Origin of the sequence: Flavobacterium omnivorum (assembly GCF_900099915.1) — a bacterium.
Lineage (GTDB): Bacteria > Bacteroidota > Bacteroidia > Flavobacteriales > Flavobacteriaceae > Flavobacterium > Flavobacterium omnivorum.
Genome location: NZ_FNDB01000013.1, coordinates 45967 through 65441, shown reverse-complemented (window position 1 = coordinate 65441; position 19475 = coordinate 45967). Strand labels below are relative to the sequence as shown.

General features: G+C 33.8%; 20 protein-coding genes. 7 read left to right on the top strand and 13 right to left on the bottom strand.

All coding sequences use genetic code 11. The features are described 5' to 3' along the window. The first annotated feature begins 2 nt into the window (after positions 1–2). Complete coding sequence (locus tag BLS90_RS12200) at positions 3–1187, top strand: Pycsar system effector family protein (protein WP_091258097.1); 1185 nt, start codon at positions 3–5, stop codon at positions 1185–1187. On the opposite strand, the gene BLS90_RS12195 is transcribed toward BLS90_RS12200, so the two are convergent. From BLS90_RS12195 to BLS90_RS12155, 9 genes are all read right to left on the bottom strand, one after another. Then, positions 1184–3553: a GAF domain-containing protein gene (locus tag BLS90_RS12195; RefSeq protein ID WP_091258095.1), complete on the bottom strand. Its 2370-nt coding sequence runs from the start codon at positions 3551–3553 to the stop codon at positions 1184–1186. The genes BLS90_RS12200 and BLS90_RS12195 overlap by 4 nt on opposite strands. Before the next feature lie 152 nt (positions 3554–3705). Beyond that, a complete protein-coding gene (locus BLS90_RS12190) occupies positions 3706–4764 on the bottom strand; it encodes a nucleoid-associated protein (RefSeq protein WP_091258093.1) in 1059 nt (352 codons plus the stop codon). A gap of 48 nt (positions 4765–4812) precedes the next feature. After that, entirely contained in the window at positions 4813–5172 is a 360-nt protein-coding gene (locus BLS90_RS12185) for a four helix bundle protein (RefSeq protein ID WP_091258092.1), read from the bottom strand. Positions 5173–5230: 58 nt separating this feature from the next. Then, positions 5231–5770, bottom strand: coding sequence for an IS1096 element passenger TnpR family protein (locus BLS90_RS12180; RefSeq protein WP_091258090.1), 540 nt, complete (start codon positions 5768–5770; stop codon positions 5231–5233). 178 nt (positions 5771–5948) lie between these two features. After that, complete coding sequence (locus tag BLS90_RS12175) at positions 5949–6566, bottom strand: HPP family protein (RefSeq protein WP_091258088.1); 618 nt, start codon at positions 6564–6566, stop codon at positions 5949–5951. 6 nt (positions 6567–6572) lie between these two features. After that, positions 6573–7853, bottom strand: a complete 1281-nt coding sequence (locus BLS90_RS12170) for a chloride channel protein (RefSeq protein ID WP_091258087.1) — start codon at positions 7851–7853, stop codon at positions 6573–6575. 126 nt (positions 7854–7979) lie between these two features. Further along, positions 7980–8369 (bottom strand): SMU1112c/YaeR family gloxylase I-like metalloprotein, encoded by a 390-nt coding sequence (gloA2, locus tag BLS90_RS12165; RefSeq protein ID WP_091258085.1) that lies wholly within the window; start codon positions 8367–8369, stop codon positions 7980–7982. A gap of 47 nt (positions 8370–8416) precedes the next feature. Then, positions 8417–8812 carry a hypothetical protein gene (locus tag BLS90_RS12160; protein WP_091258084.1) on the bottom strand — a complete coding sequence of 132 codons (396 nt, stop codon included), beginning with the start codon at positions 8810–8812 and terminating at the stop codon, positions 8417–8419. A gap of 71 nt (positions 8813–8883) precedes the next feature. Next, entirely contained in the window at positions 8884–9441 is a 558-nt protein-coding gene (locus BLS90_RS12155) for a sugar O-acetyltransferase (RefSeq protein WP_091258129.1), read from the bottom strand. 282 nt (positions 9442–9723) lie between these two features. On the opposite strand from BLS90_RS12155, the gene BLS90_RS12150 reads away from it, so the two are divergent. The 6 genes from BLS90_RS12150 (at position 9724) to BLS90_RS12125 (ending at position 15625) form a co-directional block, all read left to right on the top strand. Further along, the gene (locus BLS90_RS12150) at positions 9724–11883 is read left to right on the top strand and encodes a TonB-dependent receptor (RefSeq protein WP_091258082.1); all 2160 of its coding nucleotides are present in this window, start codon (positions 9724–9726) and stop codon (positions 11881–11883) included. 244 nt (positions 11884–12127) lie between these two features. Beyond that, complete coding sequence (locus tag BLS90_RS12145; protein ID WP_091258080.1) at positions 12128–12748, top strand: hypothetical protein; 621 nt, start codon at positions 12128–12130, stop codon at positions 12746–12748. A gap of 53 nt (positions 12749–12801) precedes the next feature. Beyond that, positions 12802–14136, top strand: coding sequence for a histidine kinase (locus BLS90_RS12140; protein WP_175455479.1), 1335 nt, complete (start codon positions 12802–12804; stop codon positions 14134–14136). A gap of 32 nt (positions 14137–14168) precedes the next feature. Beyond that, positions 14169–14453 (top strand): 2TM domain-containing protein, encoded by a 285-nt coding sequence (locus tag BLS90_RS12135; RefSeq protein WP_245705104.1) that lies wholly within the window; start codon positions 14169–14171, stop codon positions 14451–14453. Between the two features lie 4 nt (positions 14454–14457). Further along, positions 14458–14772, top strand: coding sequence for a 2TM domain-containing protein (locus BLS90_RS12130; protein WP_091258077.1), 315 nt, complete (start codon positions 14458–14460; stop codon positions 14770–14772). 85 nt (positions 14773–14857) lie between these two features. After that, a complete protein-coding gene (locus BLS90_RS12125; RefSeq protein ID WP_091258075.1) occupies positions 14858–15625 on the top strand; it encodes a LytR/AlgR family response regulator transcription factor in 768 nt (255 codons plus the stop codon). A 104-nt stretch (positions 15626–15729) separates the two neighbouring features. On the opposite strand, the gene BLS90_RS12120 is transcribed toward BLS90_RS12125, so the two are convergent. The 4 genes from BLS90_RS12120 to BLS90_RS12105 all read right to left on the bottom strand — a co-directional run bounded on the left by BLS90_RS12120 (position 15730) and on the right by BLS90_RS12105 (position 19474). Then, positions 15730–15912, bottom strand: coding sequence for a CsbD family protein (locus BLS90_RS12120; RefSeq protein ID WP_091258074.1), 183 nt, complete (start codon positions 15910–15912; stop codon positions 15730–15732). Positions 15913–16150: 238 nt separating this feature from the next. Then, complete coding sequence (locus BLS90_RS12115; protein WP_091258072.1) at positions 16151–16924, bottom strand: CDP-alcohol phosphatidyltransferase family protein; 774 nt, start codon at positions 16922–16924, stop codon at positions 16151–16153. 54 nt (positions 16925–16978) lie between these two features. After that, a complete protein-coding gene (locus tag BLS90_RS12110) occupies positions 16979–17998 on the bottom strand; it encodes a COX15/CtaA family protein (RefSeq protein ID WP_091258070.1) in 1020 nt (339 codons plus the stop codon). 60 nt (positions 17999–18058) lie between these two features. Continuing rightward, entirely contained in the window at positions 18059–19474 is a 1416-nt protein-coding gene (locus BLS90_RS12105; protein ID WP_091258068.1) for a CCA tRNA nucleotidyltransferase, read from the bottom strand. Position 19475 lies beyond the last annotated feature (1 nt).

Below are 19475 nucleotides of genomic sequence, written 5' to 3'. Positions count from 1 at the left end.
CCATGAATCTTACAGAACAGGCTGAAGTATTTGTTAAAAAATTATTCAAAGATAGACTTTCTTCCTTATATACCTATCATAATTTACAACACACAATTGATGTCGTTACCGCTGCTAAAACCCTCGCCGATGCAGTAGATCTTAATTCTTCTGATAGAGAAATTTTGATAATTGCGGCATGGTTTCATGACTCGGGATATATTAATGGTTGTGATGATCATGAAGAATCTAGTGTGGTAATCGCTAACGAGTTTCTGCAAGAAAATGAAAAATTGCCCGATTATATGGCCAACATAGCAAATTTAATACGGTCAACAGCATTCGGATATATACCTAAAAGTACTATTGAAAAAATAATGAGGGATGCGGATTACTTCCATTTAGCGAGTGATGATTATGCGGCAACGAGCGGTGCGTTGCGAATGGAGTGGCAAAATATGGATCAAAAAACCTTTTCTGATTATGACTGGAATACTGAAAACATAGAATTTATGTTGGATAGACATAAGTACTACACGGATTATGCTTTGAGAAATTGGCAACCATTAAAAGAAAAAACGGTAAAGCGCCTAAAGAAAAAAAGAAAAAAAATGGAAGGCAATGCTAAAGAAGAATTGGAGAAGGAATTAAAAAAAAGGGAAAAAGAACAAAAACCGGAACGAGCCATCGATACTCTTTTTCGTATCACCTTAAATAATCATACTAGTTTGAGTGGTATTGCAGATAGTAAAGCGAATATATTACTGTCGGTAAATGCTATAATTATTTCCATTGCACTCTCAACATTGATCCCTAAATTAGATAGTCCTAACAATGCTCATTTGATGATTCCTACTTTTGTCATGCTCTTGTCCAGTGTAACCACTATAATTTTTGCGATACTTTCAACACGACCAAAAGTGACCAAAGGAGTTTTTACCCGACAAGACATCGAAAACAAAAAAGTGAACTTGCTTTTTTTTGGAAATTTCTATAAAATGCCTTTGGAGGAGTACCAATGGGCAATGAATGAAATGATGAAAGACAAGGAATACCTATATAATTCAATGATTAAGGATTTGTATTTTCTGGGATTGGTTCTCGAAAAAAAATACCGATTGTTAAGAATTGCTTACAATTTATTTATGATAGGAATTATAATATCAGTTGTTTCTTTTGTAATTGCATTCAGGATGGTGGGCGCTTAGTTTAATTCATCCAGCAAATCTTGGTACGAAAAATTATGTGGGATTTGCTTTCTATGTTCATTGCTGATTTTTACTCTTATTGCTTTCAAGCCAGAGATACCTTGTAATTCCTCTACTTCAAATTGTTCGACTGTAGGTTCTAAAATCTTTTTGAATTGTAAAAATTTAATGTAATTCAAATATTCCGTTTCTTCATTGGTATGGGAATAAACGATTGTTATTTTTTCTTTGGCTGTAATTCTCTCGCTGCTGCCTTTGATCGTAGCTTTGTCGATACGTTTTTTTACCACTTCATAACGAGCATTACAGGTGCCATCTACATCAAAACGTTTTTCATCCATTCTAAAGCGAATTGAAATGGGAGAACTAAAAACTAAAATTAATCCTGTAACATCAAGTTCGTAGGGCAAAGAGAGTTTGAGTTGGTGGTGTTTGATCTCCATTTCGCACAAGGTTTGTAATTGCCACAATCTCAAATTATGGAGGTAGAGTGTGTCAAATGGTTTTGATGGCGCAATCGAAGATCCTATATAAAGATTGTGTTCTACACCATCAGTTTTGAAACGCTCATAATAATGAGGATATATGTTTTGTGCCTCTATTTGTTTTTTATCGAGGAGTGAAGCTAGTTTCTTATTGATAATAGATATGGCATTATCAAATTTCTTTCTGGATTGATAAAACAGGCCCGATTTCTTATCTATACTTTCGAAATAATTGTCGACTAAAAGTGCTTCAGTTGAACCCGCTTCGCTATTATTTAAAATAGGATGAATCTCATTTTCAATATAAAGCTGAATTTGCTGCTCTGTATCCGCTTTCAAGGGTAATTCCAGTTGCGTAAGAAGGGAATCTAATTCAAATTTTCGTTGTTCCAGTAAAACTAAGTTGATCTTTGATTCTTGATTTTTAAAAAGGTGGATGAGAGCACTAATTTGGTTTTTCAGGTCTTCCTTAACACACTCGTTTCTATGTTCTGATGATCCTTTGATATCTATTTGTCCAAATAAAGGATATACTTCTTTGAATACGATTTCTTTAAAAATGAAGCCTTTATTATGGCTGCTAGTTTCAAAATAATCTACTGCTTCCCTTCTGAATTTCCAGTAAACACTTGGGTGAATAGCAGTATATTCCCTTTGGATTATGGCTTCAATTTGATTTTGCATATCCGAATTGTAGCGCTCGACGGTATCAATTAGATAGGGTAAAATCAGATCTAGTTTGCAAGCGTTAATACTATTTAATTCCCTAGGATATCCGGAAACGAGCTCAACTACTCCTAAAAGTAGGCCGTTTTTTAAAATGGGAGCAAAAATGCAGCTCTGAATATTTTGTTTCAATAAATGATTGCCTAGTATTTGATTTTCTGGTTGTTGCGCAAATTTTTCAACATTTGAAATGGATATAATTTTTTTATTTTCCAACAAATTTTCAAAAGAACAACTAAAAAGTGCATTTTTACAAGCTACTTCTTCACTATCTGCGAGTATGAAACTTGTCAAACTCTTGTCATTCAATGTGGGTTTTACAAATTTATCTTCTTCTTCATTGTAAACAATAACTCCCACTCTTAAATCAGTAATTTTGAAAATGGAACGAAAAATAGATTGGAAGTTTTCTTGCAACTCTATTTGCTCCTTTTCGGGCTTCAATAGATTGCTTTTTAACTTTGAAATGGAACTTTCCGTGGTGGCATCAAATAAAATGGCAATGCCAAATCCTTTGAGAATCCAACTCTCAATAGGAAATTTTTCTTTCCATAAAGCAAGGTTGTCATAATTGTCCATCAACAAATCTATGTCGTCCTGCGATAGCTTTGGTGCTTTTTCGGTTGCAATTATTTCTAAAAAATCAGCATTGTACAAAATACGATACTGATTCATAATTCCTTTTTTGTTTGGTATATCGTAAAATAAGGGCTTATTAAAGTCGATTTTCTGTCCGTAAATCGCATTTAAAATCAACGTACAACTCATTATATAAAATTGATGTTCATTAAAATCCCGGATGGCCATGTCAAATAATACACCAGCTTCTGAAACTATTTTCTTAAATCTTTCCGTGTAATTGAATGTGAAATTTTGAAATGGAATTGTAACTGCCTTAATTTCATTATTTGTTAATGCAGTGGGAAATAAATCAGCTAGCAAATGCTTAATTAAAGTTTCGTTTTCAGAAATTATCCTCAAATCTTCAATGCCTGTTCTAAATTCTGGTAGGGGGGCTATTTCTTTTAACAAAGCGGTGGCATAATTAGCACGATAATCCACATTAGTGACCGCTATTGCTTCCAAGGCTTCAATAAGCTTATGAAATGATATTAGGGTTTTGAACGGACTTTCTTTAAAAAAATTACGCGCCATTTTTCTTTTATTTTAAGAGCTACTAATTTACAAATAAACCAAATTTTAGGAATTGTTTTTGGAGTTTTATTTTTAAATGCAAAAATCCCCAATTACATAAGTGAATTGGGGACTGAATCTTTTTTATAGTGCGTTATTGCGTGCTTTTTAAGCTATGATTTCTCTTCTTTATTGAAGTAAACAAGGTAATAATACATTTGTTTTTCTTCATCCCAACCTTTTTCTACATATTTTTCCGCACTCTCTGGATTGATGAAATCCATTTTAATTTGGATATGTGTATCTAAATTAATGACGTTTTTGATGGACTTTCGAGCATCAGAAACCGCTGCATTCGCAATAGGGAATGAGGTAACATCTTCAATGCTGTATTTCTCTCCTTTGTCGACTTTATAGTTTTTAAACTCAGGAATTAAGTCGGGATTGTCTAAAACTTCATTAAGAAAATTCGTTTCTTCGAACTGATCGTTTTTAGCAAAATAATTTACAGAACGGTTCATAAACATCACTTCTTCTTTCTTGTCTTCAGCAGGAAAAACAACATCTTTCGCAAAGTTCTGACAGAATTTCAAATATTTTTTCGTGATGAAGTTTTCATCTTCAAAAGCATCAACGGACAAGAAATGTTCCAGCCAATATCTCGCATCATAACGGTTGCTGTCAACAGTTAGGATTTTGTAACCTTCTTCTTTTTTATAATTAAAGATAATGCATCCTTTGTCCAACTTATTCAGACTCACACCATGTTGTAAAATCATCTCCAAATGTGAAGCTTTTTCTTCAAACTGCAAAAAGTCAGCTTGAATTTCACTTTTGAAAATTCCTATTGCATCCACGACATTATTATCAATGCTCACATTCGTTAAATAGGTAACATATACCTCACCATTCTTGATGTGAGGATGATTGGACTGCTCAAATAAGTGTGAGGTGATTTTTTTAGAAACGTCATGAATTGTACTTGGATTATCAAAAACTTCCGTTGCAAATTTGAACATGTCGTTATAGTCCAAATCAATTTCATGGGCAAACTGAAAATAGTTTTCTTCTTTTTCTCTAAAGGGTTTAAAGAAAAATTCTTTCATCAAAGGCACAATTTCATCATTCAGATTAAACGGTTGCTCCGATAAAAAAATCGCTTCGTTTCTGCTTTTATTACCCACTCTGTGAATGGATAAACTTTCGATGTGGGTGTTGTATAAGTTGATCATATTTTTTTATAAGGTTCAAAGGAGCAAAGAGACAAAGATACTAAGGTTTTAAATTCGCTCTTTAATTTTTCGAGTGAATGAACTTAACATTCTTTCTATTTCTCTGCTTTCTCCGTATATTTTGTTAAATTGAATTTCGTTGGTATATTTTAAATTGAATGATATTTCAAGTTGTGTTTGCATTTCGAATAATGAAGCTATCGCAATATTCAAAAATTTCAAATAATCTTTGTTACCGTCTCTGCCATATCCTTCAGCAATATTACTTGGAATTGATATTGAACTTCTTCTAATTTGCGAAGTCAAACCGTAAATTTCTTCTTTTGGAAATGAATTTGTTAACTCGTAGATATCTGTAACTAAAATCATAGATTTTTGCCAAATTAATAAGTCTCTAAATGTACTCATACCTCTTTATTTTAAAAGCCTTTGAATCTTTGTTACTTTGAATCTTTGTATCTGAAAATTAATTCCAATTCTCCTCAAATCCATAATCTTCAAAACTGTCATCGCCTTCAAACATGTCTAAATCCTCCTCGTCTAAGCCATCTTCAAATTCGTCATTGTAATCATCTGCATTATCTGATTCAAAGTTTTTTTCCATTGCTTCGTCAGGCATTTCACCATGAGAAAAAATAGTTTCAGGATATAAATTACCAATAACTTGATCTTCTACAGCAGCAAGTTCCACAAGGAACGTCCACATATTGATGAAGTCATAGACATAAAGAATTTTAGTGTTTTGCTTATCTAAAATATCGGATAATTGGTAATCGCTCATGACCTTTTGTTCACCGGGAACATCACCGGTATCAAAAAGTGAAATTTCCTCTTCTTGGTTCCAAGTTTCATCACAAGTATAAAAAGAAGCTACTTCCATTCCGTCAAAGCCAAAGGAATTAAAAATTGCATTATGCAAATCTTCTAAGGTATCGTCTTCAAGTATTGCAATGTCTCTAAAAACATCTTCTTCCGCGTCTAGAATCACTCTAAATTTATAAACCATAATCTTTGTTTTTATTGAAAGTCCAAAGGTAAAATATAATTTTAGATTTAGATTTTAGATTTTCGATTTGTTAATAATATTTTTGCGTATACTCAAGGAAGGAATACATGAATATCGAAATTTTTTGATGAAAAGAAAAAAGAAAAATCTTGTTTTAGTACTTAATATAAACTAGAAGTTAGAGTTTTTGGTCGTTTTTTTTAATTTTAAAAACACTTGCGACTCTTTTTCGGAGCTTATGGTATTTTTTATGAGTTGGATATTGTCTGTTTGATGTCATATTATTAACAATCAATGCAATAATGAGAAGAATCAGCGAGCCAGTTAGCACAGGATAAAGGACATACCAATAACCAAGTTCTTTAATTTTTGGGGAACCAATAATAGCAATTAGTGCAGTTGCGCCACCTGGCGGATGAAGCGTTTTTGTCATTTGCATCAAAACAATAGATGAGGAAACGGCAAAAGGAGCGGCAATCCATAAAATATCAGGGATAAATTTAGCCACTGTTACGCCTACAATAGCAGACACAACGTGTCCTCCCACAAGATTTCGAGGTTGTGCTAATGGGCTTTGGATTATCCCATAAACCAGTACGCTAGATGCACCAAACGAACCTATTAAATAAACCACATCTGTGTGTAATAAAGTTTTCGATTGCAAGTAAGCGATTAATCCGATGCCAATAAATGAACCCAAAAATGCCCAGAAATGTTCTTTGAAGTTTACCAATGTTTCTTTGTACAGAATGTATTTTGTTTTGCGGTAACTCCTTTTTATTTTTTGAACTTCCATCGATAATTATTTTGCTAAACTTGGAGAATAGGAATAAACGGTGAACGGATAAATCATTTTAGCCGTGTATTTCGAAATTAAACACACCACTAGAATTGGAAGAAACAACGTATAATCATTGGTTAAACCACAAACTAAAAATAGGGCGGTAAAAGGCGCATGAATACTGGCACTCAAAACCGCTGCCATTCCTATTATGATGAAATTTATTGGAATTACATTGGCATTGAAATACTGATTTAAAATTAAAGCAAGCAGTAATCCTAAAAAAGCTCCCATAAACAAACTTGGAGCAAAAACACCACCATCTCCTCCTGAAGCTAAAGTGGCTGAGGTAACAATAGGTTTCAAAACTAAAATTCCAACGAAAGTGACTGCCATTGACATTGAAAATACCATTCCATTCGGATTGATGAAAATAGTTTTGATGGCATGATAGCCTTCGCCATAAAGCTGTGGAAATACAAAAAGAGAAACGCTTAAAATTACAGATCCGAAGATGATTTTGTAATAGTGTACCTTTATTTTTGAAAATTGTGCTTTAAAAAACAACACACAACGGGTTAAATAAACCGAATTTATTCCTGCTACAATTCCAAGCAGTAAAAAGTAGGGAATAGCTCTTAAATGCCAAGTCATATTATATACTGCAAACAAAGGTTTTTCGTCCAATATATGAAGGAGTCCAAAAGCGATTGAAACAGCGATTAGATTGGTTAATATAAATGCCCGAGTTACTTTTCTGGAGATTACTTCCAATGAAAATAAAAGGCCGGCAATAGGACTGCTGAATAATGCTGTAATTCCTGCCGCAACTCCCGCACAGATTAACTCGGTTTTGTATTGTCGGAATACATTTTGTTTTCTTTGTGCCACAGAGCCTATTGCAGCTGAAGCAACAACTGTCGAGACTTCTATTCCAGTAGAGCCTCCAAAAACTACGGTCAGTAAACCGTTAATGAAATGGGAAGGAATTTTATAACTGGGTAAATTATTCGAATGAGAATTAGTGCTTTCAAAGACTTCTTTTATGCCTTTATTTTCCTTTTTCTTGAATACATATTCGCGTAGAAAATAAATAATTGACAATCCAAAAACGGGGAAAACAACTAAAAATATTGGGTTTACGACCGTTTTGTGAAAAAAGATTTCTTCATAATATTCGGTTGTATTTTTTAAAATAACACCTAAAAAAGCTGATAGAAAACCAATTAGTATCGATACAATTACTAGTTTTTGAACTTTAATAAAGCGATAATTTTTTTTAATTTGTGTGATATTGTTCATTTAAAAATTAATTTCTAAGTAGTACAAAATTAAAGAAACATAATCGGAATCAAATAAAGAAAATGAATAGACTATTTTTTTTTGTGATTTAGATATTATTTTGACTTTTTTACAAACAAAAACACTTTATTTTTCATAAAACTCTACTGGTAAGTTATCAGGATCTGCGATAAAGAAGAAGCTTTTTTGAGTAAATTCATCTATACGAATTGCTTCTGCAGCTATATTTTCATTCACTAAATAATCTCTTGTTTTTTGAATGTCATTCACTTCAAAAGTTAAATGGCGTAGTCCAGCAGCTTCAGGACCCGAAGGACGTTTTGGTGGGTTTGGAAATGAAAATAATTCAATCACATAGTCACCGTTAAGCGCTAAATCAAGTTTATACGATTGTCTTTCTTCACGATAAATTTCTTGAATAATTGTAAGCCCTAAAATAGTTGTATAGAACGTTTTAGATTTCTGATAGTCGGAACAAATAATGGCAATATGATGAATTTTATTCAGTTGTAGCATTTGTATTATAATGAAAAAGCCTAATCGGTTGATTAGGCTTTAGGTTTTTAATTTTTCGCATCGGAACAAAGTCCCACAATTTCATGGAAAGTGTCGTGTAAGTCCGTAATTGATTTCACAATTGCGGCATCAGTTCCATTAGATTTTACTAATTTGTGTAGTGCTTTGCTTTTTAGTTGCAGTCGTTCCGCTGAAGCTAGAATAGCGTTTGTTCTAAATTCTGTTGGAATATCTGATTTTAATAACATCGCTGCTTTGTTCATCATTTCTTCTGAACGTGCTTTTATTGGAGCCACATTTCCTTCTTCTGCTGGATGGAAAGTTTGCGACATTACTTCGTGAAATTCTTTTATCGCAGGCCACTTTTCAAAAGTGGATTGTGCCGAAACTGAGTTTGCGACAACGATAAGTGCCAAGACTAAAAATGTTTTAAGATGTTTCATTATGATTTGTTTAAGTAGTTATAACAAAGATAGGAAAATTTAGTTTTGAGAAATTGCAATTCCAATATTCATCATTCATTCAATTTCCGAATCACTTTCGCCGGATTTCCTACCGCCAATGAATTGTCAGGAATGTCTTTGGTAACTACTGAACCAGCACCAATCACGCAGCCCTTTCCAATCGTAATTCCGGGACAAATCACCGTATTTCCGCCAATCCAGCAATCATCACCAATGGTTATGGGTAAGGCATTTTCTAGCGTTTTTCTCAATTCAGCCTCAAGCGGATGTGTGGCTGTATACAACTGTACATTGGGTGCAAAAAACACATTAGATCCAATAGTAACTTTGGCACAATCCAAAACAACACAGTTTACGTTAAAGTAAACATTCTCTCCGCAATGAATGTTGGAACCATAATCACAAAAAAAAGGAGGTTCAATGTAAAGATTTGCACCTGCATTCGGAATCAACTCTTTGATTATTTCCCGCGCTTTTTTAGTAATCCTGTATTCCGTAACGTTCAGTCTATGGAGCAGGTTTTTAGATCTTCGTCTGTCTTTTACTAAAACTGGATCTCCGGCTAAATAATACTCACCGGCAATCATTTTTTCTTTTTCTGTCTTTATTTCCATGGTTGATTTTCTTATTTTTTTGGGCATGCCCTCTGCAAAAGCTCCGGTCGGGCTATCCGTTACAATCTCTATTGCCTCGTTTTGACAACGAGACAAGAGAGGATTTTCACTGCTATCCCTCATGCAAATTCTGCTGGTGGAACAAAATTGAATGTTGTAAATATAATCTATAATTAAATTCATTACAACTCATCCTCTAATTTCAACAGTTCGGTACAGTATAGTTTTTCTTCCTGTGTTTCTAAAATACATTTGCTTGATCAAAAATCAAATCAAATGAAAACTATAATCGCACTCAGTCTTTTTTTATTTTCGGCACTACTTTTTGCACAAACAACAATTTCCGGAAAAATACTTGATGAGAAAGGGAAACCAGTTTTTGGCGCTAATGTTTTTATCGAAGGGAGGTATGATGGGGCTTCAACTACCCAAACTGGTGCATTTAGTTTTACAACTACAGCAACGGGCAATCCAACTTTGGTTGTTAGTTTCTTGATTTTTGAAACTTCAAAAACAGTAATTGACGTGGCTAATTTCCAAAACAAAACAATCAAACTTCGAGAAAGTGTAACATCTCTCGATGCGGTTGTCATTACTGCAGGAACATTAGAAGCTGGTGATAAAGCCCGAATTTCTGTCCTAAAACCCTTAGACATTGTTACAACAGCTGGGTCTGCGGGGAATATTATTGCCGCTTTACAAACCTTGCCAGGAACACAAACGGTAGGCGAGGACGGAAGATTGTTTGTTCGTGGTGGCGAGGCCAATGAAACGCAAACCTTTGTAGATGGGATTCGGGTAGCGCAACCGTATGGAGCAAGTACAAATAACGTGCCTACAAGAGGCCGATTTTCTCCTTTTTTGTTCAGCGGAATGTCATTTTCAACGGGTGGTTATTCCGCGGAATATGGCGAAGCTTTATCCAGTGTTTTGTTGTTGAACACCCAAGATGCTCCAGATCAAAACAAAACCGAAATCTCTTTAATGACCGTTGGTTTAGGAATTGGAAATACTCAAAAATGGGAAAAAAGTTCGTTGAGCGTCAATTCAAATTACTTGAATTTAGCACCGTATCAAGCAGCTATTCCTCAAAATGTGGATTGGAATAGCCCTTTTCAATCTTTGTCAGGAGAAGCCGTGTATCGCTATAACTTTAATAATGGGATTTTGAAAGTATACGCTGCTTTCGATAGTTCTAAATTTGATATTAATCAGGAAAATATCAATTCGCCAGAGAAAATCAGAGTGGATTTAAACAACAATAATTTCTATTTTAATTCGTCTTACAAAGGCGTTTTTGGGAACAATTGGCAGATTACTACTGGATTGAGTTATGGCTACAGCAACAACAAAATAAATCTGGATTCAGATAAAGTGGCGAATGATGAAAATGCAGCCCATTTGAAATTAAAATTGAAAAAAAGTTTTTCTGACCGATTGAAACTTTCCTTTGGAGCGGATTATTTTGTTACCCAATTCAATGAAGATTTCAATGAAAATTCAGGTTCGGTTTTCACCAATGGCTACGATTCGAACATAGCAGCTGTTTATACAGAAGCTGATATTTTCTTCTCTAAAAAATGGGCTGCAAAAGTAGGATTAAGAGCTTCGAATAATGATTTGCTGAATGAAACGGCTATTTCACCCCGAATTTCATTTGCGTATAAAATGGCTAAAAACAGTCAGTTTTCATTCGCTTATGGCGATTTTACCCAAACTCCAAGTGCGGAATACATCAAATATTCCAGCAACAATCAGTTTGAAAGTGAAAAGGCATCACATTACATTTTGAATTTTCAGTTCAATAAAAACGGAAAAACGTTTCGTGCCGAAACCTATTATAAAGACTATCGCGATTTAGTAAAATTTGATACTCAAATGGCAGCTTATAATTCGGTTTTTAGTAATTCAGGTTCAGGTTATGCGAAAGGTCTGGATTTATTTTGGAGAGACGGAAAATCCATCAAAAACTTAGAATATTGGGTTTCCTATTCGTACATCGATACGGAGAGAGATTATAAAAATTTCAGTTCTCAAGTCACGCCAAGTTTTGTTGCGGATCACAGTTTGTCAATCGTTACTAAATACTGGATAAATGACTGGAATTCACAAATAGGTTTTACGAATTCCTACAGTTCCGGAAGGCCTTACAACAATCCAAACGAAACGAAATTCATGAATGGAAAAACAAAATCGTACAACAGTTTGAGTTTCAATTGGGCGTATTTACTGTCACAGCAAAAGATTTTATACTTCTCAGTTTCTAATGTTTTAGGTTCTCAAAATGTATTTGGATACGAATATGCCAACAATCCAGACAATGCAGGCTATTACAACAGAAAAGAAATTATTCCTACAGCCGATCGCTTTTTCTTTGTAGGATTCTTTTGGACCATCAGCAATGATAAAAAAGATAATCAGTTGAGGAATCTTTAAAAAAGTCATAAAGTCTTAATGTCAAAGGTCTAAAGTCCTTGTAAACGAAAACTTTTTAAACTTTATGACTTTCGACTTTATAACTTTGGACTTTATAACTTTGGACTAAATAACAATTCATCCATCAAAATTGACAGTTCAGTATTTTTAAATTTTAAACCAATATAAACCGAGATACTTTTGAAGTATAAATTAATTGCAATGTTTCGATCATAAAAAAACAACCGTTTAAAACCAAGAAATCATGACAAAAGTTATCACCACAATCGTATTTTTTATCTGTAGTTTAGTATCTGCTCAAGGGCAATTTGAGCAAGGAATGGGAAAAGCGTTCCAGTTATGGGGCGAAGGAAAGAACACCGAGGCTTCGGATTTATTTGAAAGAATTGCCGCTGCGGAAAAAACAAGTTGGTTGCCTAATTATTACGTGGCATTAGTAAATACGACAACTGCTTTTAGAACCAAAGATAAAGATCAAATGACTTTATTACTTTCGAAAGCACAAAAATCATTGGATATAGAAATGGATAAAAATCCAAATAATGCCGAATTATTGGTGATGCAAGCGATGATTCATACTGCTTGGATTGCTTTTGACCCAATGACAAACGGACAAAAATTATCCGGAACGGTTATGGAATTGTACGGCAAAGCACAGGCAATTGCGCCAGAAAACCCAAGAGTAGTTTTTGGCAAAGCAGAATTTGAAATAGGCGGAGCGCAATTTTGGGGCACCGATACCAAGCCAATGTGTGCGCAAATTGAAAAAGCTATCGGACTTTTTGCTACTTTTAAACCTGAAACACCTTTTTCTCCAAAGTGGGGATTGGATAGAGCTCAAAATGCTCAAAAAAATTGTAAATAACATAAAAACGATTGACGCTGCTGCTACTAGCATGATCCTAAAGAACTTATAAAATGAACTTATTTCTTCAACAATTACAAAAAGCATTCAAACTAACCGTAGTTATTTTTGTCTTAATGCAACTATTTACGGTAGTTATGGGCGGAACAGTAGGATTCAACCAGCGTTTACTAACTCATTTTTTGTTTACGGCCTTGTATACGCTTACGTTGTATGGAACAAATGCACTGTTTTTTATGAAATTGGATGCTCTCTTTGTTGATCGTTTTTCTAAAAAGAGATTGTTGGTTGGTTTCGCGGGTTCGGTTGTCTTGTCTTTAATCGTAATTTTTTTATTGCACTTGTTTGAAGAGGTAGTGTATAATAACCAAAGTTTGCAAGAGTTTCTGAAAAATGAAAAACCGGAAAACTATGTAGTACCAAGTATTATAACTTTTTTTGTTACTCTAACAATACATGCCATCTATTTCTACAAAGCATACAATGAAAATAAAGTTAAGGAACAGAAAATCATCGCAGGAACTGCAAATGCTAAGTTTGAGAGTTTAAAAAACCAAATTGATCCTCATTTTCTTTTCAACAGTTTGAATGTTCTGAGTTCTTTGATTGAAGAAAATCCGGAAAATGCACAGCGATTTACAACCTCGTTATCTAAGATTTACCGGTACGTTTTGGAACAAAAAGATAAAGAACTAATTTCTGTCGATGAAGAACTGGCTTTCGCCAAAACGTACATGAATTTATTAAAAATGCGTTTTGAGAACAGCTTATTTTATGAATTGCCAACAACTGTAATTTCGGCTGAAGCCAAAGTCGTACCACTTTCTTTACAGCTTTTACTAGAGAATACGGTGAAGCATAACGTAGTCAGTGAACAAAGACCTTTGCATATTCGGATTTATGTCGAAGGCGATTACCTGGCAGTTCAAAACGATTATCAAAAGAAAGAAGTTTTACAAGAACGTCAAGGAGTTGGGTTACAAAATATCGTTAATCGATATGGGATTATAACCAACAGGAATGTGCTGATTGCCCAAAACGAACAAACATTTACGGTGAAAATACCTATTTTAACAAAACAAATTTCAGTTATGGAAACACAATATAGTTACGATGAAACGGGAGCGTACTTGAGAGCAGCAGAACACGTAAAAAAACTGAAAGGATTCTGCGGAAATTTAATGTCATATTGTTTAGTAATCTCGTTTTTGATCTTTATTAATCTAAGTTTTAGTTCTAATTTTCAATGGTTTTGGTTTCCGTTATTGGGTTGGGGAATGGGAGTTACCTTCCATGGTTTGGAAGTTTTTGGGTATGGAAAATCATGGGAAGAGCGAAAGATTAATGAGATTTTGAATAAAGATAACCAGAATAATAAATGGAATTGAGATTCCCAAAATTTAAAAAAATAAAAACTAATATGGACAACTCAGAAAAATATTTTCAAGCCAAAAAGCAGGTAGGAAGAATAAAAGATTTTTACAGACATTTAACGGTTTATAGTATTGTGATTATTTCTTTGGCAATCATTAATTTGACCACATCACCGCAATACTTATGGTTTCTTTGGCCGCTATTTTGGTGGGGAATTGGATTGGTTTTTCATGGTATGAAAGTCTTTAATTACATGCCGTTTTTAGGGACTAATTGGGAAGAAAAAAAGATTAATGAGTTGATAGAGAAAGATAAAAATCAAAACCGCTAATATCATGAAAACAGATGCAGTTACAGAGTTACAGTATATTGAAGCTATCTCACGTGTAAAAAAAATAAAAGGATTCTATATACATTTGATTGTTTATTTAGTAGTTAATATGATGATTGTATTCATTAATATTAGAGATTTAGATATTGGCGAAAGCTACTTTAAAATGGAGAATTTTTTTACGGCTTTCTTCTGGGGAATTGGATTAACATCTCACGCTTTTTCTACTTTTTTGCCCAATTGGATTTTTGGGAGAAATTGGGAAGAAAAAAAAATCAAGGAGTTGATGGAGAAAGAAAAAAGTGAAAAATGGGAGTAAAAATGAGTATTTAGGATTCAGTCTCAGTTTTCAGTTAAGCAAATAATCACATAAACAATTCAACAAACAAATCATTCGATATTAAATGACCACAATAATTATAGAAGACGAAAAACCAGCTGCCAGATTACTGCAAAGAAAACTGGAAAAACTAGATATTGAAGTAGGAGTGATGCTGCATTCCGTGGAAGAAGCACTTTATTGGTTTTCTATAAATGAACATCCAGATTTAATCTTTTTAGATATTCAATTATCAGATGGGTTGTCCTTTGAAATTTTCGAAAAAGTTGAGATTAAGAGCGCCGTAATTTTCACGACCGCTTATGATGAATATGCGCTTCGAGCTTTCAAATTGAATAGCATCGATTATCTTTTGAAACCCATTGATGAAGATGATCTCGAAATTGCTGTCGCCAAATTCAAATCTCTTTTGCCAAAACAGGCATCACAACAAAAAAGCTTGGAAATTGATTTTGAGCAAATCAAAAAGATGCTAACCAATCCATTTGAGAAAAACTATAAAAAACGTTTTACGGTAAAAATAGGACAACATTTGAAAGTAATTTCTATCGATGAAATAGAATGTTTTTTCAGTGAAAATAAAGGAACCTATTTACATACTTTCGACAATAGGAATTATTTAATCGAATGTACTTTGGAACTTTTAGAGCAGGAATTAGATCCAGCAGATTTCTTCCGAATCAGTCGGAAATTTATAATTCCATTGAAAGCAATTAAGGAAATCGTGTTGTATAGCAACTCTCGTTTGAAAGTTATTTTGCCTTCTTTTAAGGAGGAGGAAGTAGTGGTAAGCAGGGAGAAAGTTTCTGATTTTAAAAATTGGATTGGTTGAGTTTTTTATAAAAAAACTGTTTCAAATGTATACAGAAAAAATCTAAAAATGATTGATTTTGACTCCTGCATTTGAAACAGTTCAAGTAAGTTTACGCTTCGAAATTAATCAAATAATGATTTAATTTCTTTTTCTGTCTTGCCTAATTTTTGTTGTAATTTACCCCACATTTCATCTTCTTTTCCTTCTTCGTATAGTAAATCATCATCCGTCAAATCGGCAAATTTTTGTTTCAATTTCCCTTTCAACTCATTCCAGTTTCCTTCAATCTCTTTTGAATTTGGCATAATATCTAAGTTTTAAATTACTATTTGTTCTTGACAAATTTCGCTAATTTAAACGCTTAAAATGTTATATGATTCTATAAAATTATTTCATAATTCCGATGAAATACGTTTTCTTACTCTAATTGGAACTACTTAGATCTGCTATATCCAGTATGACAGTAAATATTAAAGTGATTTGTTATAAGAATATGGTAACATGTGTTTTAGGTAATTGTTATAGATTATCTCTATAGTGATTTTACACCTTAAAACAGGCTTTCCTAATGCTAATTATTCCAAAAATTAAAGCGGTATAGATTATAAAAAACGGGATGATGTATTCTATTAAATGGAGAGACAGCATGACGGCTATAATCAGTAATTGAAAGCCCAATCCATAAATACTGACTGTAGTCATAAACCAGTTGGGAAAGGTATTTACTTTGTAAGCTTCTTTGTCTAATGTGTGAATTATTTTGTCAAACACACCGTAAACGATTGTGTAAACAAAGAATAAAATATCAACAGATTTTTGAGTTTCTCCAGGTAAAGCTCGAGGAGATTTATATTCGAAAATTTTACTAGTTGTATCTCCACCCACTGATTTGTTTCTTAAAATCACATAGTAATAATTGTATAAAGTTCCTTGCAATTGTATGCCAATAAAGGCTAAAATAGTAAGCCAGATATTCGCCTTTGCAACGTAACAAATGGTCATCAAAAAAAGAAAATTAAGTATGATATCAAATACACTGTCTAAATATCTTCCGGTATAAGAAGGCGTATTTTTTAATCTTGCGAGTTCTCCATCCGCAGCATCGATTCCTGATTTTAATAGTATGAAAAGACTAGCCAAGTAGAATGATTCATCGATAATAAAGTAAATAGCTATCAAACCTGAAACACCAAAAAGCAAGGTGACATGAATGGGAGTAAAGCGGGTACTTTTTAATTGATTGGCCAGAAATTTCCCGAATGTTCTTCCATAATCTGATAAATCTAAAAATTTATCTTGAGGAGCAAGTTTAGACATTTTAATAATTAATAAGCAAAAATAGATGTGACAATATAGTCAAAAGCGGATGTTTTAGTGTTTGTTCCTTTGTGAAGATGACTCTAAAACGAGATAAAATTGAACCCCAAAAAGGAAGGTTGCTAGCACCAGATGTAAGGTTTGGGTGCCAAACGGAAAATCAAAATAATACATTGTTGCACCAGTAATAATTTCGATAATAAGCAAAATCATAACCCAATTTTGTTTGCTCGCATTTAGATTTAATTTTCTATTCATGTAGAATAAATAACCGTTAAGTGCAAGAACAAGTATTGAAAATGATCTGTGAATATAAAATAAAACAGTTGGATTTTGGAGCCACATTACCTCTGGAGCTCCTGTTTTTGAAATAATATCCACTTGTTCTCTAACATCTGTCCCAAGTATGATTTGAACAAGAGTTAGACCTAGTGCTACTAGTAAAAATGCATTAAATTTGGTATTATAAGTAACAGGTTTTCTGTTGGTTTTTACACTGTAAATCACTAGGAGCTGAATGGCAAGTATTAACAAAGCTGCCATCATGTGAGTTGTAATTTTATAAGGACTTAGTACAGAGTCTACCACTGTTTTACCAAGCCATGCCTGGAAAGCCATCAAGACACAGACTATAAAAGATAAGTAAATAATGCTTTTTTGTTTTTTTCTATAACCAAAGGAGAGTACGAGTGTAACTATACAAGCTATGCCCGCTAATGCCCCCAGGAGGCGGTTGATGTATTCAACCCAAGTGTGAATGGGATTGAAAATCGCATAATCGTGTTTTTGATAAGGTGTCCAATTGGATGTTTCAAAATTTTCTTTAGCGACAAAATCCTCCTTAGCAATTAATAATGATTCTTCTTTTATGATTACCTGTCCTTTATTATACTCCTTATTCGGTGTAAATAAAAGCTCTTTTTGGTCTGTTGGTGGAATGTAATATCCAAAACATTTAGGCCAGTCTGGGCAGCCCATTCCGGAGCCAGTCAACCGAACAAAGGCACCTGCAAAGATGACTAGATAAACTAAAACGAGAGCTATTTTTGCGGATTTAAGAAAGTATTTTTGCACAGAGGTTTTATTTTTTTGTAAAATTATCTCAATTCAATGGAGTAAAGGAGTACACAATAGTTAAACTTTGACTAAACCTAGTTTAGATGCTTTTTTTAGCATAAAAATATAGGCAGCTTCGTATTCATTTGGGATTTCACCCTCAAGGATTGCTTCTTTAATTGCTTCTTTGATGATACCAATTTCTCTTGATGGTTTAATGTTAAAATGTTCCATAATTTCCTCACCAGATATCGGTGGTTGAAAATTACGTACTTGATCACGTTCTTCTACTTCTACAATTTTCTTACGGACGATTTCGAAATTATTATGGTATTTCTTGAACTTATTTGGATTTTTGGTCGTAATATCTGCTTCGCACAACGTCATTAAATTTTCGACATCTTCACCTGCATCAAAAACCAAGCGGCGAACGGCAGAATCCGTAACCGTATCTTGTGATAAAACAATTGGACGTGAACTCATCATCACCATTTTTTGCACAAATTTCATTTTATGATTCAATGGCATGTGCAAACGTTCAAATATCTTTTTTGCCATCTTACCACCCAGAAACTCATGTCCGTGAAAAGTCCAGCCTTGCCTTTTATTAAAGCGTTTGGTTGGCGCTTTTCCAATATCGTGCAATAAGGCCGACCATCGCAACCACACATCATCCGTATTTGGGCAAATATTATCAACGACTTCCAGCGTGTGATAGAAATTATTTTTATGGGTATGGCCTTCGATTTCCTCCACTTGATTCAGCGCAGTCAATTCTGGAAGGATAATATCTAAAAGTCCTGTTTTGAACAAAAGCAAAAATCCTATGGAAGGTTTATCTGTGGAAAGGATTTTATTCAATTCATCAACAATGCGCTCTCCGGAAATGATTTTGATGCGTTCCGCGTTTTTTGTGATGGAGTCCAATGAATTTCCTTCAATATCAAAACCCAATTGGTTCGCAAAACGAATGCCTCGCAACATACGCAACGGATCATCAGAAAAAGTAATATCTGGATCCAAAGGTGTTCTGATTATTTTGTTTTTTAAATCTTCGAGTCCATTAAATGGATCGGATAGTTCTCCAAAATTTTCTTTGTTTAAAGATAGTGCCAAAGCATTTATCGAAAAATCGCGTCGGTTTTGGTCGTCTTCCAGCGTTCCGTTTTCTACAACTGGATTCCGACTTTCAAAATGGTACGATTCTTTTCGGGCACCTACAAACTCAATTTCGGTGTCTTCAAAGCGTAACATCGCTGTTCCGTAAGTTTTGAAAACCTGAACTTTTGGTTTGTTAGGAAGTAGTTGAGATACTTTTAAAGCTAATTCGATTCCGCTGCCCACGGCAACAATATCGATGTCTTTTTTAAAGTCTCTGTTCAAAAGTAAATCTCTTACGAAACCACCAATCACATAACTATTAACGTTAAGTTCTTGAGATGCTTGAGAGATGACTTCGAAAATTTTATTATGTAAGGCTGTTTTGTAATTCATT